Source organism: Megasphaera sp. ASD88, from assembly GCF_002287425.1.
Classification (GTDB): Bacteria; Bacillota; Negativicutes; order Veillonellales; family Megasphaeraceae; genus Megasphaera; species Megasphaera stantonii.
Genome location: NZ_NQXW01000001.1, coordinates 278,188 through 296,644 on the forward strand (window position 1 = coordinate 278,188; position 18,457 = coordinate 296,644).

An 18,457-nucleotide genomic window follows, 5' to 3' on the forward strand; every position below is an offset into this window, starting at 1 on the left:
ACAAAAAACGGAGCCTCCGTATCCTTCCTCTGCACGGCAGCTCCGTTCATATCACATATATAAGCAATCTCATAGTATGTTACACATACCCCAGCTCGCACAGGCTCGTGAAGATCCCGTCACCGATAATGATATGGTCTAGGACGGGAATTTCCATGATGTGGCCGGCCTGGGCGATTTGCCTGGTCACGGCGATGTCGTCGCTGCTGGGAGACGGGTCGCCGCTGGGATGGTTATGTACCAGTACGACGGCAGCGGCGTTGTACTGAATGGCAAATCGAAAGACCTCGCGGGACTTTGCCAGGCTGGAATTAATCGTGCCGATGGTCAATGTCCGCACGGCGATGAGCTGATTTTTCGTCGATAAGTACACGGCGCGGAGCTGCTCCTGCGGCAGGAAGCGCATGTCTTCCATGACGTATTCGGCAATGGCCTGAGGCGTGCTGAAATCGGGAGCGTTCTGCTTGACCCGCTGGCGGGCAATACGCCGTCCCAGCTCGACGGCCGCGCAGATCGTCACGGCCTTGTCGGCTCCTACGCCGCGAATAGCGCACAAGTCGGCTACGCTGGCCTCGCTGAGGTAATAGAGGTTTTCTCCCGGCAGAGAGCGCAGCAGGGATCGCGACACGTCCAAGACGGAATGGCCCTTCACGCCCGTGCGCAGCAAAATAGCCAGTAAATCCTGATCCGTCACGGCTTGCGCGCCTTGCTGGAGAAATTTTTCCCGCGGCTTTTCGCAGCAGGCCATAGGCTGGACCGGGCTCATCAGGCGTTTACCTTGGCCTTGTGAAGCATCCGGCAGACCTGGGACAAAGGCAGGCCGACGACGTTCGTGTAAGAGCCGTTGATCTTGTCTACAAAGGCTGCGGCCCGTCCCTGAATGCCGTAGGCCCCTGCCTTATCCAAGGGATCGCCGCTGGATACGTAGGTTTCGATTTCCTCATCGGTCAGCCGGCGGAACCACACCTTCGTTTCGACGACCTTCGTGTATACGTCCTTATCGCGCACCAGAGCCACGCCGGTCAGTACGGAGTGCTTCCCGTTAGAGAGGCGGTGGAGCATGGCCGACGCTTCCTTGGCATTGCGGGGCTTCCCTAAGATTTCGCCGTCTATGACGACGATCGTATCGGCTCCCAGCACCCATTGGCCGGGATATTTTTCAGCGACGTCGCAAGCTTTGCCGACGGCCTGGGCCTGTACGTATTTTTCCGGATCTTTCTTTTTCGGCGAATCTTCCTGATACGTACTGGGATTCACCATATAGGTAATACCGGCCTGAGTAAGTAATTCGCGCCGCCGCGGCGACCCTGAAGCTAAAATCAACACGGGAATGACCTCCTCTAACTGACGTGACGATAGATAAACAACGCTACGAAGATCCCAAGGATGCTCAGCAAGTTGGGAGCAAAGCGAATGCCAAAATTAATCTGCATGATATATAAGTTCAAATCGACGTTCTGAATATTAAAGATTTCATAATGCTGCGACAGCATGGGCATGAGGTCGCCCAGCTGGATTCCCGATAAAACTTCTCCAAGAATGCCGCCCAACAGGCCGCCTGCCAACAGAAACAATATGAGAAGCAGCACGCCATGAGACCCAAAGGATTTCATAACTTATAGTTCCCCCTCTACCGGTAATGGTGTGATTTCATTATACAGTGTTCCCTGCGGCACTGCAACTGAAATACAAAAACGAACCGGTATTCTCATCGAAATTTAAGACCGATGGAAAGACCGGTTCGTTTTCTCATGCTATTTTAATCTTCTTTTAAGATTTCTCTCATTTTAAGATTTCTCTCATCTTACTGCTTTTTCTGCATCTTGGCCCACGTATCGCGCAGCCCGACGATGCGGTTTACGACGAGGCGTTCCGGCGTCGAGTCCTTGTCGATGACGAAGTAGCCCTGACGGAGGAACTGGAATTTGTCGCCGGCATGGTAGGAAGCCAGAGCGGCTTCGCCCTTGCTGGCAAATGTTTCCAAGCTGTTGGGGTTGATCTGGGACAGGAAATCCTTCTTGTCGCCTTCGGCGTCGTCCGATTCATCGGTCTTAAACAGGTAGTCGTAGACCCGCGTTTCGACGTCGACAGCGTCTTCGGCGTTGACCCAGTGGAGGGTGCCCTTCACCTTGCGGCCTGCATTGGCGCCGCTGCCGCTCTTGCTTTCCGGGTCGTACGTGCAGTGCAGCTCGACGATGTTGCCGGCTTCGTCCTTGACGACGTCTTCACACTTGATGATATAGCTGTATTTCAGGCGGACTTCCTTGCCCGGAGCCAGACGGAAGAACTTCTTAACCGGTTCTTCCATAAAGTCGTTCTTTTCGATATAGATAGTCTTGCTGAAGGTAATCTGACGGGTGCCCATGGCTTCGTTTTCCTGATTGTTTTCCGCCGTTATCGTTTCCGTCTGGCCGTCGGGATAGTTGGTAATGACGACCTTCAGGGGATCGATGACCGTCATGAGACGCGGCGCTTTGAGCTTCAGGTCTTCACGGATGCAGTATTCGAGAAGGGATATGTCGACCATGCTGTCGGCTTTGGCTACGCCGATACGTTCGCAGAAGTCGCGGATGGCTTCGGGCGTGTAGCCGCGGCGGCGAATACCGGAAATGGTCGGCATGCGCGGGTCATCCCAGCCGCTGACGATGCCCTTTTCCACGAGGGTGCGCAGCTTGCGTTTGCTCGTAATCATATTGGTAACGTTCAGGCGGGCGAATTCAATCTGGCGCGGCTTCTGGCCTTCCGGGTCGTCCCAGTCTTCGAGGACCCAGTTGTACAGGGGGCGGTGGTCTTCAAATTCAAGGGTGCAGATCGAGTGGGTAATCCGTTCGATGGCGTCCGATACGGGATGGGCGAAGTCGTACATCGGATAAATGCACCATTTGTCACCTGTGCGGTGATGATGGGCATGGACGATGCGGTACAGGACGGGATCGCGCATATTGAGGTTCGGGCTGGCCATGTCGATCTTAGCACGCAGTACTTTTTCGCCGTCGCCGTATTTGCCTTCCTTCATTTCGGCAAAGAGCTTCAGGTTTTCTTCGACGCTGCGGCTGCGGTACGGGCTTTCCTTGCCCGGCGTGCTGAAGGTACCGCGGTATTCGCGGATTTCATCGCCTGACAAATCGTCGACGTAGGCCTTGCCCAATTTGATCAATTTGACGGCGTAGTTGTACAGGGTATCGAAATAATCGGAAGCGTAGAACATGCGGTCGTCCCAGGTAAAGCCCAGCCACTGGACGTCTTCCTTGATGGAATTGACGTATTCTACGTCTTCCTTGGACGGGTTTGTATCGTCGAAGCGCAGGTTCGTAATACCGCCGTACTTTTTGGCGATGCCGAAGTTCAAGCAAATCGATTTCGCGTGACCGATGTGGAGATAGCCGTTCGGTTCCGGCGGAAAACGAGTATGGATGCGCTTTCCATATGTATTTTTTTCGTTATCTTCATCGATAATATTTTCAATAAAATTCTTTGTGATTTCGTTATCCATGAACGAGTCTCCCCTTTATGCCTTATGTATGATGTTTTATTTTATCACAAATTACAGAGCCTTTCTACTTATAAATTCAGCAAACCAGCCGGTTTCTGGCATTTTCAAGATATTTTTCTACAGAATCGCAGCCAAAATTCACCTATATCACATATTGTCGGAATCGTTCTGCATATATTGGCGGCAGGCCTGTTCCAGCAGCGGGAAACAACAGCATCGCTGCATAATTTTTTTGTCAATCGATTTCAGCGTATCGCCCCCGACAAAGAACAGGTTTCGTAACGCCCTTGCAACTTTTATAATGTTCGCTTCGTCTTCTTTGATGTATTCATATTGATGCTGCAGCAGCCGCCGATACTGTTTATCTTGAATTGCGTCGAAATCAATGAGCAGTAATTCCGCGACAGGTACTGGAATCATATTGTTAAAATTAATAGCGCCGTATACGCCTTTATTAATTTTTCTAAAATCTTTTCCGTTTTTCATTTTCAAATGCTTGGGCTTAGGCGACGATAAAGGCGCGTAATACGTCACGCCCCCTACTTCTACGACAATTCCCACATACGGTCGCTTTTGATTTTTATTATCCGGCACTTTTTCATCAAACTGCTTTAGATATTGTATATACGTATCGCTGACATGATACAGACGCATAGTTTCTCCTTTTTATACAAAAATAGAGGACGTTTTCACGCCCTCCATCGTTTTTTAGGTCCTCACTTTGTGGTAGAGGCTCACCGCTTTTTTAGGTCCTCACTTTATGGTAGAGGCTCACCGCTTTTTTAGGTCCTCACTTTATGGTAGAGGCTCACCGCTTTCTTTCATTTATATTTTACAAAACATTTCTTCCGCAGTCAATACGCATTCTCGTCTCAGCGCTATATTGCTTATAACATATGTGATATAATAAAATATACATATATCTTTAAGAATTAAAGGAGACGATTGGACATGATGATAAAAAAATTAGTAACCTACGAGGATATGGGCCTGGTGCAGTGGGGCGTCCTCGACGAGACGGAAACAGGCGTATACGGTGCCATCGCCCTGGAAGAGGCCTTCTTTACGCCGCTGCCGGAAACGCTTCTCGAATTCATCCGTCAGGGAAATGAAGGCCTGCTGGCCTTAGCCGACGCGCTGGAGCAGAATGAAAAGACCTACGCCGTCGCGGCTCAGCCCCTGGATACGGTTCGCATTATGGCTCCCATTCCTCATGTAGAGCGCAATATCTTCTGCATCGGCAAGAACTATGCCGACCACATTGCCGAATTTGACAAGACCGCCGTGCCGGAGCTGCCGAAATATCCCATGATCTTCACCAAGGCCACGACGTCGGTCATCGGCCCTGACGACCTCATCGATCCCCATAAAAACGTCACCAGCGCCCTCGACTATGAAGGCGAGCTGGCCGTCATCATCGGCAAAGAAGGCTCCGATATTCCCGTCGGCGAAGCCATGGATTACGTATACGGCTTTACGATTTTAAACGACGTGACGGCCCGCGACCTCCAGGCTAATCACGGCCAATGGTTCCACGGCAAGAGCCTGGATACGTTCTGCCCTATGGGGCCCTTCCTGCTCCTGCGGGACGCTGCGCCCGATACCTTTACGGTCGTCACCAAGGTCAACGGCGAAGTGCGACAGGACGCGACGACAGGCGAATTTATCTTCACCATTCCCCAGCTCATCCAGACCCTCTCGCAGGGAACGACCCTCCTGCCCGGCGACATCATCGCTACGGGCACGCCGTCCGGCGTAGGCGTAGGCTTCAATCCGCCTAAGTTCATCCATTCCGGCGACGTCGTAGAAATCTCCATTTCCGATATTGGAACGCTGACTAACAAAGTAAAATAAAGGGCTATGCAAAAACAGCTTCTCTCTGCCAAATATCACCGGCAGGCAGAGAAGCTGTTTTTCATACAAAACGCCCCGCTCCTAAGGGAAACGGGACGTTTGCGTCATTCATATGTCGTTGTCAGGGCTATTACCCGTGCAGTTCCCGATCCAGGGCTTCTAAGCGGGCAATGCGGTTTTCCGTAGACGGATGGGTGCTGAATAAATTCATCAAATTGCCTTTGAGACCCGAGAAGGGATTGATGATGCACATGTGGGCCGTCGACTGAGTCGCACCGGGCATGACCCGGTAATGGGCGTAGTTATCGATTTTAGCCAGCGCTCTGGCCAGAGCCAGCGGGTCGTCGATCATGCGGCCCCCTTCTTCGTCGGCCATGTATTCGCGCGTACGGGAAATGGCGAACTGAATCAGCGCCGCCGCAATGGGCGCAATGATAATCGTGCCGATCAGGGCGATGGGATTAGTGCTTTCGCCGTCTTCATCACGGCCGCCGCCGAAGATAGCCGCCCACTGGGCGATGTTGGCGATCATGGAAATGACGCTGGCGAAGCAGGCGACAATCGTGCTAATCAGGATATCGCGGTGCATGATGTGGGACATTTCATGGGCCAAGACGCCGCGGATTTCGTCTTCGTCCAGCATCTCCATGATGCCCTCCGTAGCCGCGACGGCTGCATGGGAAGGGTTGCGGCCCGTAGCAAAGGCGTTGGGCACGTCCGTCGGAATGACATATACCTTCGGCATGGGAAGTTCCGCCCGCCGGGCTAGGTCTTCGACGATATGGTACAGGTAATGGCCTTGGCCTACTTCCTGGGCTTTATACATTTTTAAGACAATCGAATCGCTGAACCAATAGGAAAAGAAATTCATCCCTAAGGCGATGACCAGCATGATCATGACGCCGCCGCGGCCGCCGAAGGCTCCGCCGATGAGCATCATAATACAAGCCAGCAAAGTCATCAAAAACACTGTTTTTACACTATTCATGGTGACGTCTCCTCACTCTTCAAGGAATATAAAAGTCAAAAAGTAAAATGGTGTACTATTATTATATATGAGAATCTTTTTTATGTCAATAGAACATGGACTTTTGTCTTGTCATTCCTTTAAAACATGATTATTGTATCGGCGGATGACGACGGCATACATGCCGTCCTTATCCTTTTCCGCCTTAGCGAAGACGACGATAGTCACGTCGCCGCGGACCCACGTCGTCATGCGGCCGCTCTGCCTGACGGGAAAGTCGTCCATGGCGGCGTAAATGCTGGCGCGAAGACGCCGGTAGATGTCGCGGGCCGTCTTTTTGTCGGCCGTGCGGAAATAATTGTCGAAGGCTAATACCTTGCTGTCAGCCGCCGTATCGTCCGTCAGGATGACCAGGCCTTCCTGCACGGTCACGCCGTCGCGGGTCACAGACCGCTCCGCCCGTTCCAGCTTGGACGTCGTATTTCCGTAAAAAGTCCAGCCGGGCAACGCGGAAAAGTTAGCGTCGAAATCTGCCCGGGACATGCCCAGGTACACCGTGTCATAGGCCGTCGTCGGGCTGAGGGAAATCTCGTCGACAGACTGATCGTAGTCGAAGGCCGACGCCGTCATCGGGCCTAGCACCAAGCAGCAGGCAAAGGCGAGGGCGCAAAAAATCCGTTTCATAGTTTAAACCTGCCTTTCTCTTATAAAAAAGGAAGCAATGCCAGACTAAATACGCTGAATACGAGCCGCTGCAGGGGAATCAAAATATACGAGAAGACCGGCGTCATCATCAAGGCAATGAGGATGATAAAGCTGTACCGTTCCAGGCTCGCCAGGCGATAGTTCCATTCCGACGGCAGGAAGCACATGAGGATGCGCGAGCCGTCCAGCGGCGGCAGGGGCAGCAAGTTGAAGATGGCAAAGTTGATATTATATATGACGATCATGCTCAGGACAAGCTGCAGGGCCGTACCGGTAAATAAATCCAGCCGGCTGAAGACAACCTGGGCGATGAGGGCGACGAACGCCACGATCAGGTTGGCCGCCGGACCGGCAAAGGCTACGCACAGCTCCCCCTTCCGCCAGCTGCGGAAATTATTGGGGTTGATCATGACCGGCTTGGCCCAGCCGAAGCGGGCTACGAGGAGCATGAGCGCCCCGATGGGGTCGATATGGGCCATAGGGTTCAGCGTCAGCCGTCCCATCAGGCGCGGCGTGTCGTCGCCCATATAATCGGCCACGAGCGCATGGGCGTATTCGTGCATGACCATGGCGATGAGCAGGCCGGGAATACCGGCGACGATATGCAATATGTTGAAATCAAACATGTATGTTCCTCCATTATACGTTGTTGTAAAATATACTATTTATGTATTTTATAGTAATATACGATGCGCAAAAAGTCAACGACAACGAGCCGCTGAAGCAGCTCCAGCGTCTCGTTGTCCTTTATCGTTTACCTAAATTTTACATTCCGGCGGCCTGAATGCGGCTCTATCGCCTCTCAGCAGATTTCCCATACAAAGGTCGCCGAATCGCCGGCGTGAATATCTTCCGGTTCCATATCGATGGATTTCACGCTCTTCACGCTGCTCAGACATTCGCTTTCGTAGGAAAAACGGGTCGACGAATAGATAGACAGCTCGTCCCAGCTGTAATGTATCGACAGCAGAGCGCCCAGGGACGCCCCCGACGCTTCACACAGGATTTCAGCCCTGCGCCGCGCGTTTTCCGCAGCCGAGCGAAGGATGTCGTCTTTTAATTTCTCCGAGTCCTTTACGGAAAAGCGGATTTCTATTTCCGGAGCGGATATGCAGGCCGCCATAGCTGAAAGAGCCTGCGACAGGCGGCGCGATTCGAAATCAAACTGCAGCCTTACGTCGTGATGCACGACAAACCCTTCAAATATGCGCTTATAATTGCCGTCTCTGTCCTTTATCGTGTCATATGCCGTATCGACCCTGAACTTCGTCGTCTTAAGGTCGTCGGCTCCAAATCCGGCATGTTTCAGCGCCCGGCTGAGGCCGTCGATCTTTTCCGCCGCCCTATCCATCGCCGTATCATATTCCATGTCGCTCGTCTTCATAGACATATTGATAGTAACGAAGTCGGCTTTCGCCGTCGCTTTTCCTACGCCCCGCACGGTAATAGTTCTCGTCATGTTACATTCCTCCTATGCTAAATACAGTATTCCATATCACTTCATTTAGAAAAAAATTGACAACAAGCCGCTGCCGGTTATAATGAAAGTCATCACTACAAGTAACAACATAACTAAAAGGGACGTGACGACATGACAAAAGAAGCTTTGTGGACTAAACCGTTCTTGCTGACGGGCGGCGTCAATTTTTTCCAGCTGTTTACCCAATATATCCTGATTACGACGCTGCCCCTCTGTATCATCGACGAATTTCATGGCAGCGAGCTCGAAGCCGGCCTGGCCATGACGTTTTTTCAGATCGGCACCAGCGTCTTCCGGCCTGTCGCCGGATATTTGGTAGACGAAAAGCAGAAGAGACGCCTCCTCTTAGGCTCCCTGGTTTTATTTTTCCTGGTCATGGCCGCCTTCAACGCCGCCGACTGCGTCGAAGCGCTGTACGGCCTGCGCCTCGTCCACGGCATCGTCTTCGCTTTGGCTACGACGACGGCTGCTTCTATCGCCGTGTTAGTCATTCCGCCGTCGCGGCGCGGCGAAGGCATTGGATATTTTTCCGTCACGACCAATATGGCGATGGTCGTCGGGCCGCTGGCCGGGCTGCTGTTATACCAGACGCTCCGCATATCTGGCTTGTTTCTGGCCCTCGCAGTCCTGGCCGCTCTGATTCTCGCCGCGGCCTCGGCCATTTCCCTGCCGCCAAAGGCGGTGCAGCCATCGCCATCTGCCTCTAAAACGCCTTTTTTTGAACATTTCATCGAAAAGCGCTCTCTTTTAGCGTCATTCTTAGGCGGACTGGTATTCTTCGCCTACGGCGGCATCCTGACCTTTATTCCCCTGTACGCCGCGTCCCTGCACATGGCCGAAAGCACAGGATTATTTTTTGCCGTCTTTGCCGTCGTCATCGTCGCCAGCCGCCCCGTCGTAGGAAACGTACTGGACCGCGTCGGCCCCAGCCACGTCGTATATCCCGGCTTCGCCTTATTTATCATCGGCTTTATTCTCTTCGGTTTTGTCAGTACGAAGCTGTGGTTTCTCCTGTCGGCGGCTATCCTCGGTCTCGGCTTCGGCGCTCTCAGTCCCGTATTTCAGACACTGGCCGTTCAAAGCGTTCCTGCCAGCCGGGCCGGCGCCGCTACGGCCACGTACTTTTGGTTCCTGGATATCTTCGTCGGCCTGGCCGCCATGACCTTAGGCCTCGTCGCCCAATGGTTCGGCTACAGCCTGCTCTACGGCGTCCTCTGCCCAGCCGTCGTACTGGTCACGGCAGCCCTGTATTACGTCGAGTATACCCGCCGCTGCTTTCACTCCTAAAAGAATATCGCCTTTATGTATAGGATATTATCACAAGACGACAGATCTTGTCGCTGCCAAAAAAGTCCCAGAATATATTTCTGAGACTTTTTTTGCGCCCAGTCTAATCCAGCAGTTTTGCCACGAGCTTTACCGTCGAGATGCAACCCATCAGGCCGTCGACCTGGCGGGATTCGGAAATGCCCGTCTTGCACCACAAGGCGAAGTGTTCGCAGTTGTTTTCCAGCAAATCGTAGGATTTTTCGCCAATGCGCCGCCTGGCCCTGGCTATGGTAGACTGAGGCGTATACAGATGAAACTGCTCCTTAGGCTCTTCTTCGCCGACGATGGCCTCTAAGGCCGAGCGAAATATGTCCCACCACGAATCATCATCGTCATCGCGATGGTCGTCCTCAGAAAAGTCGCATACATAGTAGGTCTCATCGCCGTCTAAAAACTCCTCCATAGAAGCCTCATGAATACAGGCCTCGTCGGCGTCAAACTTGAATTCGCCCTTTGGCGGCGCATAGTGTATGACCCGGTCGTGTCCGACATATACGCCGAAATGGCGAAACAGCCCCCGGTCTACAAATATGACGTCGCCGGCCTTTGCCTTCTTCTTTGCCATCGTTTCTACCTTCCTGTCTGTCCATTGCGCTAGAGCCGCCGCTCAGCGCCCGCTTATATTCATTATATCATATCAATCCAAGGATAAACGCACAAAAAAAACGCGGCCCCCTTTTCGGGACAGCCGCGTTGTGCCTTGCTTATAAAATTTTCGAAAGGAAGGACTTCGTCCGTTCTTCCTGGGGATGGAAAAAGATATCGTCAGGCTTGCCTTCTTCGAGGATATAGCCGCCGTCGATGAACAAGACGCGGTCGGCTACTTCGCGGGCAAAGCCCATTTCGTGAGTGACGATAGCCATGGCCATACCTTCCTTGGCCAAGTCCTTAATGACGTCCAGTACTTCCCGGACCATTTCCGGGTCGAGAGCTGACGTCGGTTCGTCAAAGAGCATGAATTTCGGCTTCATCGCCAAGGCGCGGGCAATGGCAACACGCTGCTGCTGGCCGCCGGACAAGGTTCCCGGATAGGCGTCCTTCTTATCGGCCAAGCCGACCTTTTCCAAGAGCTTAATTGCCGTTTTTTCCGCATCTTCCCGCGATTCGCCTCTCGTCTTCATCGGCGACAGGACGATATTTTCCAATACGGTCATGTGAGGAAATAAATTAAAGCGCTGGAAGACCATGCCGACTTCCTTGCGGATACTGTTGATGCTCTTGGCATCGCTCATGCTGATGCCGTCAACGATGATTTCACCGGCAGTAGGATGTTCCAGATAGTTTATGCAGCGAAGGATAGTGCTCTTGCCGGAACCGGACGGGCCGATGATGACCACGACTTCTTTATCGTGAATGGTCAAGTCGATGCCCTTCAGGACATCGTGCTTGCCGAAGCTCTTTTTTAATCCTTTAATTTCTATCATCCGTTGCAAACCTCCGTTCCAAGAAGCTGACCAGCTGGGCAATGCTCAGGGTCATGATTAAATACAGGGCCGCGACGGTCATCCAGATTTCAAAGGAGCCGTAGGTCTTTGCGATAATGAGCTGACCGCGGCGCGTCAATTCTTCAAAGCCGATGACCGAAACCAAGGACGTTTCCTTGGTCATGGAAATGAATTCGTTGCCCAAGGGCGGGATGACATTTTTAAAAGCCTGAGGCAGGATGATGTACCGCATCGTCTGCATCCACGACAACCCCAGGGAACGGCCTGCTTCCATCTGTCCCTTATCGACAGCCTGAATGCCGGCACGGAAGATTTCCGATACGTAGGCGCCGCTGTTGATCGAGCAGGCGGCAACGGCGGCGACAAAGGGATTGATGCGCTCGCCGATAATCATAGGCAGGGCAAAGTAAATCAGGAAGATCTGTACCAGCATAGGCGTACCGCGGATGATATTTACATAGCAAATCGCAATGACCCGCAGGATCTTAATGCTCGACAGGCGGCAGACGCTGGTGATCAGGCCCAGGATAAAGCCTAAGGCCACGGCAATAGCCGTGATTTCAATCGTAACGGCAGCACCGGTGAGCAGCAAGGGCAAGGAGTCTATAATAAGACTAAAATCAAATGACATAAAAAACACTCCTATTCCGCAACAATATGCATAAAACATGCAATTACCAGATAAATTATACCTTGACCTATTATAATTGCATTTTTATGCGTTGTCAACGCATTATTCCCTTATCGGCCCAACATATGAACAAGTTGGTACATATTATCGCTGATGGGGAAATGGAAATGCGGCGCTTCGGAATACGGCGTCGCGGCGATGCGGCGGCCAATGAGTCCGATAACGCAGTTATATGTTCCCGCCAGCAGGGAATCAATGGCTTTCTGAGCGTATAAGCCAGCCATGGTAGCGTCGAGGGCGCTGGGCGCGCCGCCGCGCTGTACATATCCGAGAACGGTCAGATTCGGTTCGAGATAGGTGTGCTCTTTGATGTAATCCACGACATCCGTTCCCTTAGCCGCACCTTCCGCAACAACGACAATGCTGCTCAGCTTGCCGATGCGGTGCGATTCTGCCAAGTGCTCGCACAAGCGCGGCAGGTTTACTTCATGCTCCGGCACGAGAACCGCTTCCGCCCCGGAGGCCATGCCGGCGTACAAGGCGATGAAGCCGGCGTTGCGGCCCATAACTTCGATGACGGCAACCCGTTCATGAGATGAGGCCGTATCGCGGATTTTATTGATCGATTCGAGAACGGTATTGACCGTCGTATCGAAACCGATGGTGTACTGGGTTCCCATCATGTCGTTGTCGATAGTTCCGGGGATAACCATCGTTGGAATCCCGCAGTGGCTCAGCGCCTGGGCACCGCGCATGGAGCCGTCGCCGCCGATGACGACGAGGGCGTCGATTTCCAGGGACCGCAGGTAATCTGCCGCTTCTTTCTGCACGTCTTTTTCCATAAATTCCAGACAGCGGGCTGTGCGCAGGATCGTACCGCCGCGGTGGATGATGCCGCCGACAGTCCTGCGATCCAAGGTTATCGTTTCATGACGAAGCAGTCCTTCGTAACCGCGGATAATCCCTTCAACAGCCAAACCCTTTTCAATCGCATAGCGCGTTACGCCGCGAATAGCCGCATTCATGCCCGGGGCGTCGCCGCCGCTGGTCAATACGCCGATTTTACTAATCATAATGACATCATACTCCTTTTTCTCTGGCAATAAACTGCACTTTCTTTTCTTCTATCTTCTGGACAATCGTATCAACGATTTGCGATGCTCCGCCTCGCGTCGTGTCGACGACACAGTCGCAGTAGGGATAAATTTCTTCCCACTGGCGCATCATCTTATGAACAAATTCCCGTAAGTTGTCGTAATCGACAGTCGGCCGCTTGCCGATGTGACGGCTCACCCGCTCTTCCACGCGGAACGGCTCCGACAAAAGGGCGATAATGAAACCATGGCGGTGCAAAATCCGGTAGGTCTCTATACTCATGGGAAAATTGCCGCCAAAGGAAATAACCGCTTCATGATAGCGGCTGACCTGCTGCAGGACGTTGAGCTCCCGTTCGCGAAACCCCTTTTCGCCGGCATGGGCATAGAATTCAGCGATAGTCATGCCGACGGCCCGCTCGATGCGCCGGTCCGTGTCGACGAACTGCCAGCCCAGACGCTGGGCCAGTTTTCGTCCTATATGACTTTTGCCGCTTCCCATCATGCCTACGAGAACAATATTTCGTTTCATCGTCGCACCTCCCTTGCTTAGTATTCTCCATCTTTGGGTACGTTCTCTATTATAGCAAAATTTTTCTATCTTGCCACATGAAAATGAGAGAAAAAGGCGCATTTTACATATAATTTCTTTCAAAAATATGTAAGATGCGCCTTGTATTTCTTTTTGTTCAGATGATACTGCCCGATAACCGACGGACAAAGCGGGCTGCTCGCGCCCCTGCCGGGTATGAATCGTCTACCCTACTCCGGGTAAATGCGGAACCATGCCGCGTACATCGTCGGCAAAACCAGCAAGGTCAGCACCGTTGCGCCGAGAAGGCCGCCGGCAATAGCCACGGCCATCGGCCCCCAGAAGATGCTGGTCATGAGGGGAACCATGCCGAGAATTGCCGCCGCAGCAGTCAGCATGATCGGGCGGAACCGCAGGACAGCCGAGTCGATGACGGCGTGCCACGGGTCTTCGCCGGCAGCCAAATGCTGCTTGATCTGGTCGATGAGGATGACCGAATTGCGGATAATCATGCCGCCCAGGGCTAATATACCCAGGTAAGCCACAAATCCCAAAGACTTGCCGAGCAGCAGCATGGCAACGGCTACACCGACGATGCCCATAGGAGCCGTAATCAAGGTCAGGGCCATGAGAGAGACGCTGCGGAGCTGGATCATGAGCAGGGTCATGATGAGCAGCACCATGACCGGCACGGGCTTAAGCAGATACCCCAAGGATTTCTGGCTGTTTTCCAAATCGCCGTCTACTTCAATAGAGTACCCGAAGGGCAGACGGCTGCGAATAGCCGCTGTGTCGTCGTAGGCCTTCTGCGTTGCGTCGTTGGCCGTGCCGGAGCGTATCGTCCCTTCGACGGTAATAGTCGGCTTCAAATCGCGCCGCCAGATAAGGCCCTCTTCAGCGCCGTAGGAAATCGTCGCCACCTGCTCCAGCGGCACGTAGCCTGCCGTGCCGGCGTAGACGGGCAGGCTGCGGATACGGGATAAATCATTCCGCCCGTCCGGCGAAAGGCGAAGCTGGATGGCGATGGTCTTGTCAGGAGCCCCGTAATACTCAGCAATCGTCGCGCCGCTCAGTTCCGTATACAGCGTCTGGGCAATGGTCTGACCCGATGCGCCCATAGCCCGCAGCTTTTCCTGATCGAGGCGGACCTGGACGATTTCGCTCTTCTGTTCCCAGTTGAGGAAGACCTGACGGACATTCGGGTCCTGCCGCACCGCGTCGGCGGCCTGGGCAGCGTAGGCCTTCACCTTGTCTATGTCATAGCCGGACACGCGCAGCATGATAGGATAATCCGAAGGCGGCCCCAGGGGGATGCTCTTGATATTGCAGCGCACGCCGGGCTGTCTTTCTTCTATTTCGCGCCGTATATCCTCGGCCAGGGCTTCCCGCCCCTCTACGTCGGCCGCTACGACGACGAACTGGGCGTAATTGTCAGCCGGAAGGACGGGCTCCAGGGTCAGGACAAAGCGGGGCGCCCCTTCGCCGACATAATAAGAATAATTTTTTATCTGGCCGGTCTTCGTATCCAGATACCGGGCTAAGTGGGCCGCTTCCTTTTCCGTCGCCGCCAGCGACGAGCCTTCGGGCAGGGTCATTTCGACGATGATTTCCGGCCGCAGGGACGGCGGGAAAAATTCCTGGGGAATATACTTCATCAGTCCCGCCGCGGCAATGCACAACGCCGCCGTGCCGCCTATGACGGCCCGCCGATGAGACAGGCACCATACGAGAACGGTGCGGAACCCATCGTAAAAGCGGTTTTGGTACAGCGTCTCTTCCGTCTTAACCGCTTTCACCCGGATGAGATAGTACCCAAACAAGGGCGCAGCCATGACCGACACGAGCCACGACAGCACCAGGGCCGACAAGATGACCGGGAACAAGGCCTGACAAAATTCCGATGCCGCGCCGTCGGAAAAGGCTACGGGAATAAAACCGGCGCAGGTGACGAGGGTCCCCGTCAGCATGGGCTTGGCCGTCACCTTAAAGGCATGGCAGGCCGCGTCGAGACGGTTCATGCCCCTCTCAAGCTGGACGCTCATCATTTCCACGGCGATGATAGCGTCGTCGACGAGAAGGCCCAGGGAAATGATCAGGGCCCCTAAGGATACCTTGTGCAGGTCGATGCCGGCCACTTCCATGACGCAGAATATGCCCGTCAGGACCAAGGGAATACAGCAGGCTACGACGAGGCCCGTCCGCAGGCCCAGGCTCAGGAAGCTGACGGCCAGCACGATGAGGATAGCTTCGCGGAGGGTATCGACGAAGTCGTCGATGGATTCCTCGACGACCTTAGGCTGGTCCGACACCTGATGGAGCTCCATACCGGCTGGTAAATTTTGCTTGACGTACTGCTGCATCTTTTCCAGATTGTTTCCTAATTCCAATATATTGCCGCCGTTTTTCATGGACAAGGCAATGCCCACGGCAGGCTTGCCGTCGAAAAACATCTTCGGGTCTGCCGGCTCCGTATAGCGCCGTTCGACGGAAGCGATATCGCCGAGGCGGAACAGACGGCCGTTGGCGTTTATGGGCAGGTTGCGGATGCTTTCCAAATCGTCAAAGACGCCGCTGACGCGGAGGTATACGTTGTCTGATTCCGTATCGACCATGCCGGCCGGCGTCATGGCGTTCTGCCCGCTGACGGCGTCGGAAATAGCCGTCGGCGGAATTCCCAGCTCGGCCAATTTATCGTTGGCAACTTCTATGTAGACTGCTTCCGACTGCTCGCCGACGAGCTCTACCTTGCTCACGTCGTCGACGGTCAGCATGATGCGGCGGATTTCCTCGGCCTTCTGCCGCAGCTCTTCATAGGAGTAGTCGTCGCCGGTTACGGCGTACACCGAGCCGTATACGTCGTCGAAGCGGTCGTTGAAGAACGGCCCGACGACGCCGTCAGGCAGCTCCGATTTCATGTCTTCCGTCAAATTGCGCACCTCGTGCCACGTGTCGCGGATACTGTCCCGCGGCGCCTGGTCGGTCAGGTACACGTAAATGACCGTTTGGCCGGGGCGGGAATAGCTTTTCAGGTAGTCGAGGTTCGGCGTATCCTGGAGCTTCTTTTCGATTTTATCCGTCACCTGCTCTTCCATCTGCCGGGCCGTCGCGCCGGGCCAGGCGGCAGTGACGACCATTTGCCGCACTGTATAGGCCGGGTCTTCCATGCGGCCCAGCTTCATATAGGAAAAGACGCCGGCAATAGCGATGACGATGATGAAATACCAGACGAGGGTTCTGTTTTTAATAGCCAGTTCCGATAAGTTTCTCATGTACCCTCACCTTCCGTTCGTACCGTCTGCCCTTCGCGCAGCATATGGACGCCGGCTGTGACGACGACATCGCCGGCGGCAAGGCCCGTCACGGCGACGGTATTATCGCCGAAGCCTTCGACGGAAACAGTCTTCAAAGATAAGGTCCCGTCTTTGCCGACGACCCAGACCTGCGGCGCATCGCCTGTCTGGTACAGGGCAGATAAGGGCAAGGTATACGAGCCGCTCCCATCTGCCGCGCTGACATGCACGCTGGCCGTCATGCCCAGCTGCATGCCTTCTGGAGGTGACGGAACGGCGACGCGCACGGCGTAGGTACGGGAAGCCGCATCAGCCATGGGCGATACTTCCCGTACCGTCCCCTGAGCCGTCTGACCGGGCAGGGCCCAAAAGGAAAGGGTTACGGCCTGTCCGACGGGGAATTCAGCCAGCTTGTTTTCAGGCACGTCGATCTGCACCTCCAGTTCGCCAGAATGGACGAGGGTCAGCACAGTCTGGCCGGCGGCAACGACCTGCCCTACTTCGCCAGAAAGAGCCGATACGACGCCGTCGGCGTCAGCCGTCAAATTCGTATAGGACAGCTGGTTCTCCTGAGCCTGCTGCAGAGCGGCCGCCTGCTGGTATTGGGCTGCCGCCTGGTCGTAAGCCGTCTGATATTGGTCGAGGGCGGCGGCGCTCACGGCGTCCTGGGCAAAGAGCTGCTTGTAGCGGGCCAGATTCGCTTCGGCTAATTGAAGCTGGGCTTGGGCCGCACTGACCTGGGCCTGAGCCTGGTACACGGACTGGACGACGTCCTTAGGGTCCACCGTCATGAGGACGTCGCCGGCATGGACGACGCTGCCGAGCTGGACGTTGCGCGCCGTAATGCGTCCTCCGGCCTGAAAGGCCAGGGCGCTTTCATAACGGCCCCGCACCGTGCCGGAGTAAGCGCTGCCTTCTCTTTCGGCCTCAGCGCCTACGGTGACAGTACGGACCAGCTGCGGCGCTTCCGTCTCTGCCGGCTGCTGGCCGCATCCGGCCGCCGCCGCGGTGAACACGACGAGAGCCGCGACATACAGCCACGTTTGCGATGCCTTCATATGTCATCCCTCCATTTCTCCGTCGGCTTTGTTCCAAGTCAGGGAGGCCGAGTTATCCGCCGCCTTCGTCATCCCCTGTATCGTAGTTTCTATAAGAGCGTCATCCATATCCTTGGTCAAGGCTCGAATCCATATTTCCGACAGGCGCAGCAGTTCTTTCTGAGCTTGCCGGGCCGTTTCTGTCAAATGAATATATTTAAAGCGCTTGTCTTTTTCATCCTGCCTGCGCCGTACATAGCCTTTTTCTTCCAGCGATTTGACGCAGCGGGCAACCAAGCCCTTGTCGACGGATAATTGCCGGCTCAGCTCGTCCTGACTGCAGCCGTCGCCGCGATACAACTCGACGAGCAGCACGTATTCGCTGTAGCCGATGCGCCACGGCCGGCAGGCGTCGGTAATATAAGCCTGGGAACGGCGGTTCAGCACGCCGAAGGTATATCGAATCTGCGAGTAATCCATAGGAAAGGCCTCCTCCTTCGCCAACTATTCAGTTGACTTAATCAACTATCTACTTACAGTATAGCAGACTTGTCTTATCGGCACAAGAACAAACAAGCCTGTCCTTCCCTTTATCGGCAG

19 protein-coding genes are annotated in these 18,457 nt (G+C 54.2%); 2 read left to right on the forward strand and 17 right to left on the reverse strand.

Annotated features, from left to right (window positions below):
* Positions 1-79 precede the first annotated feature (79 nt).
* The 5 genes from radC to CJ260_RS01470 form a co-directional block, all read right to left on the reverse strand.
* Positions 80-766: a DNA repair protein RadC gene (gene radC, locus CJ260_RS01450; RefSeq protein WP_369831666.1), complete on the reverse strand. Its 687-nt coding sequence runs from the start codon at positions 764-766 to the stop codon at positions 80-82.
* On the reverse strand, positions 766-1,326 hold the full coding sequence (locus CJ260_RS01455; RefSeq protein WP_095628885.1) for a nucleoside triphosphate pyrophosphatase: 561 nt from the start codon (positions 1,324-1,326) through the stop codon (positions 766-768). Before CJ260_RS01455 ends, radC begins: the two co-directional genes overlap by 1 nt.
* A 14-nt stretch (positions 1,327-1,340) precedes the next feature.
* Entirely contained in the window at positions 1,341-1,613 is a 273-nt protein-coding gene (locus CJ260_RS01460; protein ID WP_095628886.1) for a DUF4321 domain-containing protein, read from the reverse strand.
* A gap of 191 nt (positions 1,614-1,804) precedes the next feature.
* Positions 1,805-3,493: a glutamine--tRNA ligase/YqeY domain fusion protein gene (locus CJ260_RS01465; protein ID WP_095628887.1), complete on the reverse strand. Its 1,689-nt coding sequence runs from the start codon at positions 3,491-3,493 to the stop codon at positions 1,805-1,807.
* 147 nt (positions 3,494-3,640) lie between these two features.
* Positions 3,641-4,147, reverse strand: a complete 507-nt coding sequence (locus tag CJ260_RS01470) for a type III toxin-antitoxin system ToxN/AbiQ family toxin (protein WP_095628888.1) — start codon at positions 4,145-4,147, stop codon at positions 3,641-3,643.
* Positions 4,148-4,444: 297 nt separating this feature from the next.
* Between CJ260_RS01470 and CJ260_RS01475 the strand changes: the two genes are divergently transcribed.
* The gene (locus CJ260_RS01475) at positions 4,445-5,347 is read left to right on the forward strand and encodes a fumarylacetoacetate hydrolase family protein (RefSeq protein WP_095628889.1); all 903 of its coding nucleotides are present in this window, start codon (positions 4,445-4,447) and stop codon (positions 5,345-5,347) included.
* A 130-nt stretch (positions 5,348-5,477) separates the two neighbouring features.
* On the opposite strand, the gene htpX is transcribed toward CJ260_RS01475, so the two are convergent.
* The 4 genes from htpX to CJ260_RS01495 all read right to left on the reverse strand — a co-directional run bounded on the left by htpX (position 5,478) and on the right by CJ260_RS01495 (position 8,478).
* Positions 5,478-6,335: a zinc metalloprotease HtpX gene (gene htpX, locus CJ260_RS01480; protein WP_087478834.1), complete on the reverse strand. Its 858-nt coding sequence runs from the start codon at positions 6,333-6,335 to the stop codon at positions 5,478-5,480.
* 111 nt (positions 6,336-6,446) lie between these two features.
* On the reverse strand, positions 6,447-6,998 hold the full coding sequence (locus CJ260_RS01485; RefSeq protein WP_233127853.1) for a hypothetical protein: 552 nt from the start codon (positions 6,996-6,998) through the stop codon (positions 6,447-6,449).
* A gap of 20 nt (positions 6,999-7,018) precedes the next feature.
* Positions 7,019-7,645 carry a site-2 protease family protein gene (locus CJ260_RS01490; protein ID WP_095628890.1) on the reverse strand — a complete coding sequence of 209 codons (627 nt, stop codon included), beginning with the start codon at positions 7,643-7,645 and terminating at the stop codon, positions 7,019-7,021.
* A gap of 176 nt (positions 7,646-7,821) precedes the next feature.
* Complete coding sequence (locus CJ260_RS01495; RefSeq protein ID WP_087478836.1) at positions 7,822-8,478, reverse strand: SIMPL domain-containing protein; 657 nt, start codon at positions 8,476-8,478, stop codon at positions 7,822-7,824.
* A gap of 132 nt (positions 8,479-8,610) precedes the next feature.
* On the opposite strand from CJ260_RS01495, the gene CJ260_RS01500 reads away from it, so the two are divergent.
* On the forward strand, positions 8,611-9,786 hold the full coding sequence (locus CJ260_RS01500) for an MFS transporter (protein WP_095628891.1): 1,176 nt from the start codon (positions 8,611-8,613) through the stop codon (positions 9,784-9,786).
* 103 nt (positions 9,787-9,889) lie between these two features.
* Here the strand turns inward: CJ260_RS01500 and CJ260_RS01505 are convergent, their stop codons facing one another.
* The 8 genes from CJ260_RS01505 to CJ260_RS01540 form a co-directional block, all read right to left on the reverse strand.
* On the reverse strand, positions 9,890-10,393 hold the full coding sequence (locus CJ260_RS01505) for a lecithin retinol acyltransferase family protein (protein ID WP_087478691.1): 504 nt from the start codon (positions 10,391-10,393) through the stop codon (positions 9,890-9,892).
* A 139-nt stretch (positions 10,394-10,532) separates the two neighbouring features.
* Entirely contained in the window at positions 10,533-11,252 is a 720-nt protein-coding gene (locus CJ260_RS01510) for an amino acid ABC transporter ATP-binding protein (RefSeq protein ID WP_095628892.1), read from the reverse strand.
* Positions 11,239-11,904 (reverse strand): amino acid ABC transporter permease, encoded by a 666-nt coding sequence (locus CJ260_RS01515; protein ID WP_087478689.1) that lies wholly within the window; start codon positions 11,902-11,904, stop codon positions 11,239-11,241. Before CJ260_RS01515 ends, CJ260_RS01510 begins: the two co-directional genes overlap by 14 nt.
* A gap of 110 nt (positions 11,905-12,014) precedes the next feature.
* Positions 12,015-12,977 (reverse strand): ATP-dependent 6-phosphofructokinase, encoded by a 963-nt coding sequence (locus CJ260_RS01520; RefSeq protein ID WP_087478688.1) that lies wholly within the window; start codon positions 12,975-12,977, stop codon positions 12,015-12,017.
* A gap of 7 nt (positions 12,978-12,984) precedes the next feature.
* Entirely contained in the window at positions 12,985-13,530 is a 546-nt protein-coding gene (locus CJ260_RS01525; RefSeq protein ID WP_087478687.1) for a shikimate kinase, read from the reverse strand.
* 230 nt (positions 13,531-13,760) lie between these two features.
* Complete coding sequence (locus tag CJ260_RS01530; RefSeq protein WP_095628893.1) at positions 13,761-16,799, reverse strand: efflux RND transporter permease subunit; 3,039 nt, start codon at positions 16,797-16,799, stop codon at positions 13,761-13,763.
* Positions 16,796-17,878, reverse strand: a complete 1,083-nt coding sequence (locus tag CJ260_RS01535; protein WP_087478685.1) for an efflux RND transporter periplasmic adaptor subunit — start codon at positions 17,876-17,878, stop codon at positions 16,796-16,798. The genes CJ260_RS01530 and CJ260_RS01535 overlap by 4 nt, the downstream gene beginning before the upstream one ends.
* 3 nt (positions 17,879-17,881) lie before the next feature.
* A complete protein-coding gene (locus CJ260_RS01540) occupies positions 17,882-18,337 on the reverse strand; it encodes a MarR family winged helix-turn-helix transcriptional regulator (RefSeq protein WP_095628894.1) in 456 nt (151 codons plus the stop codon).
* Positions 18,338-18,457 lie beyond the last annotated feature (120 nt).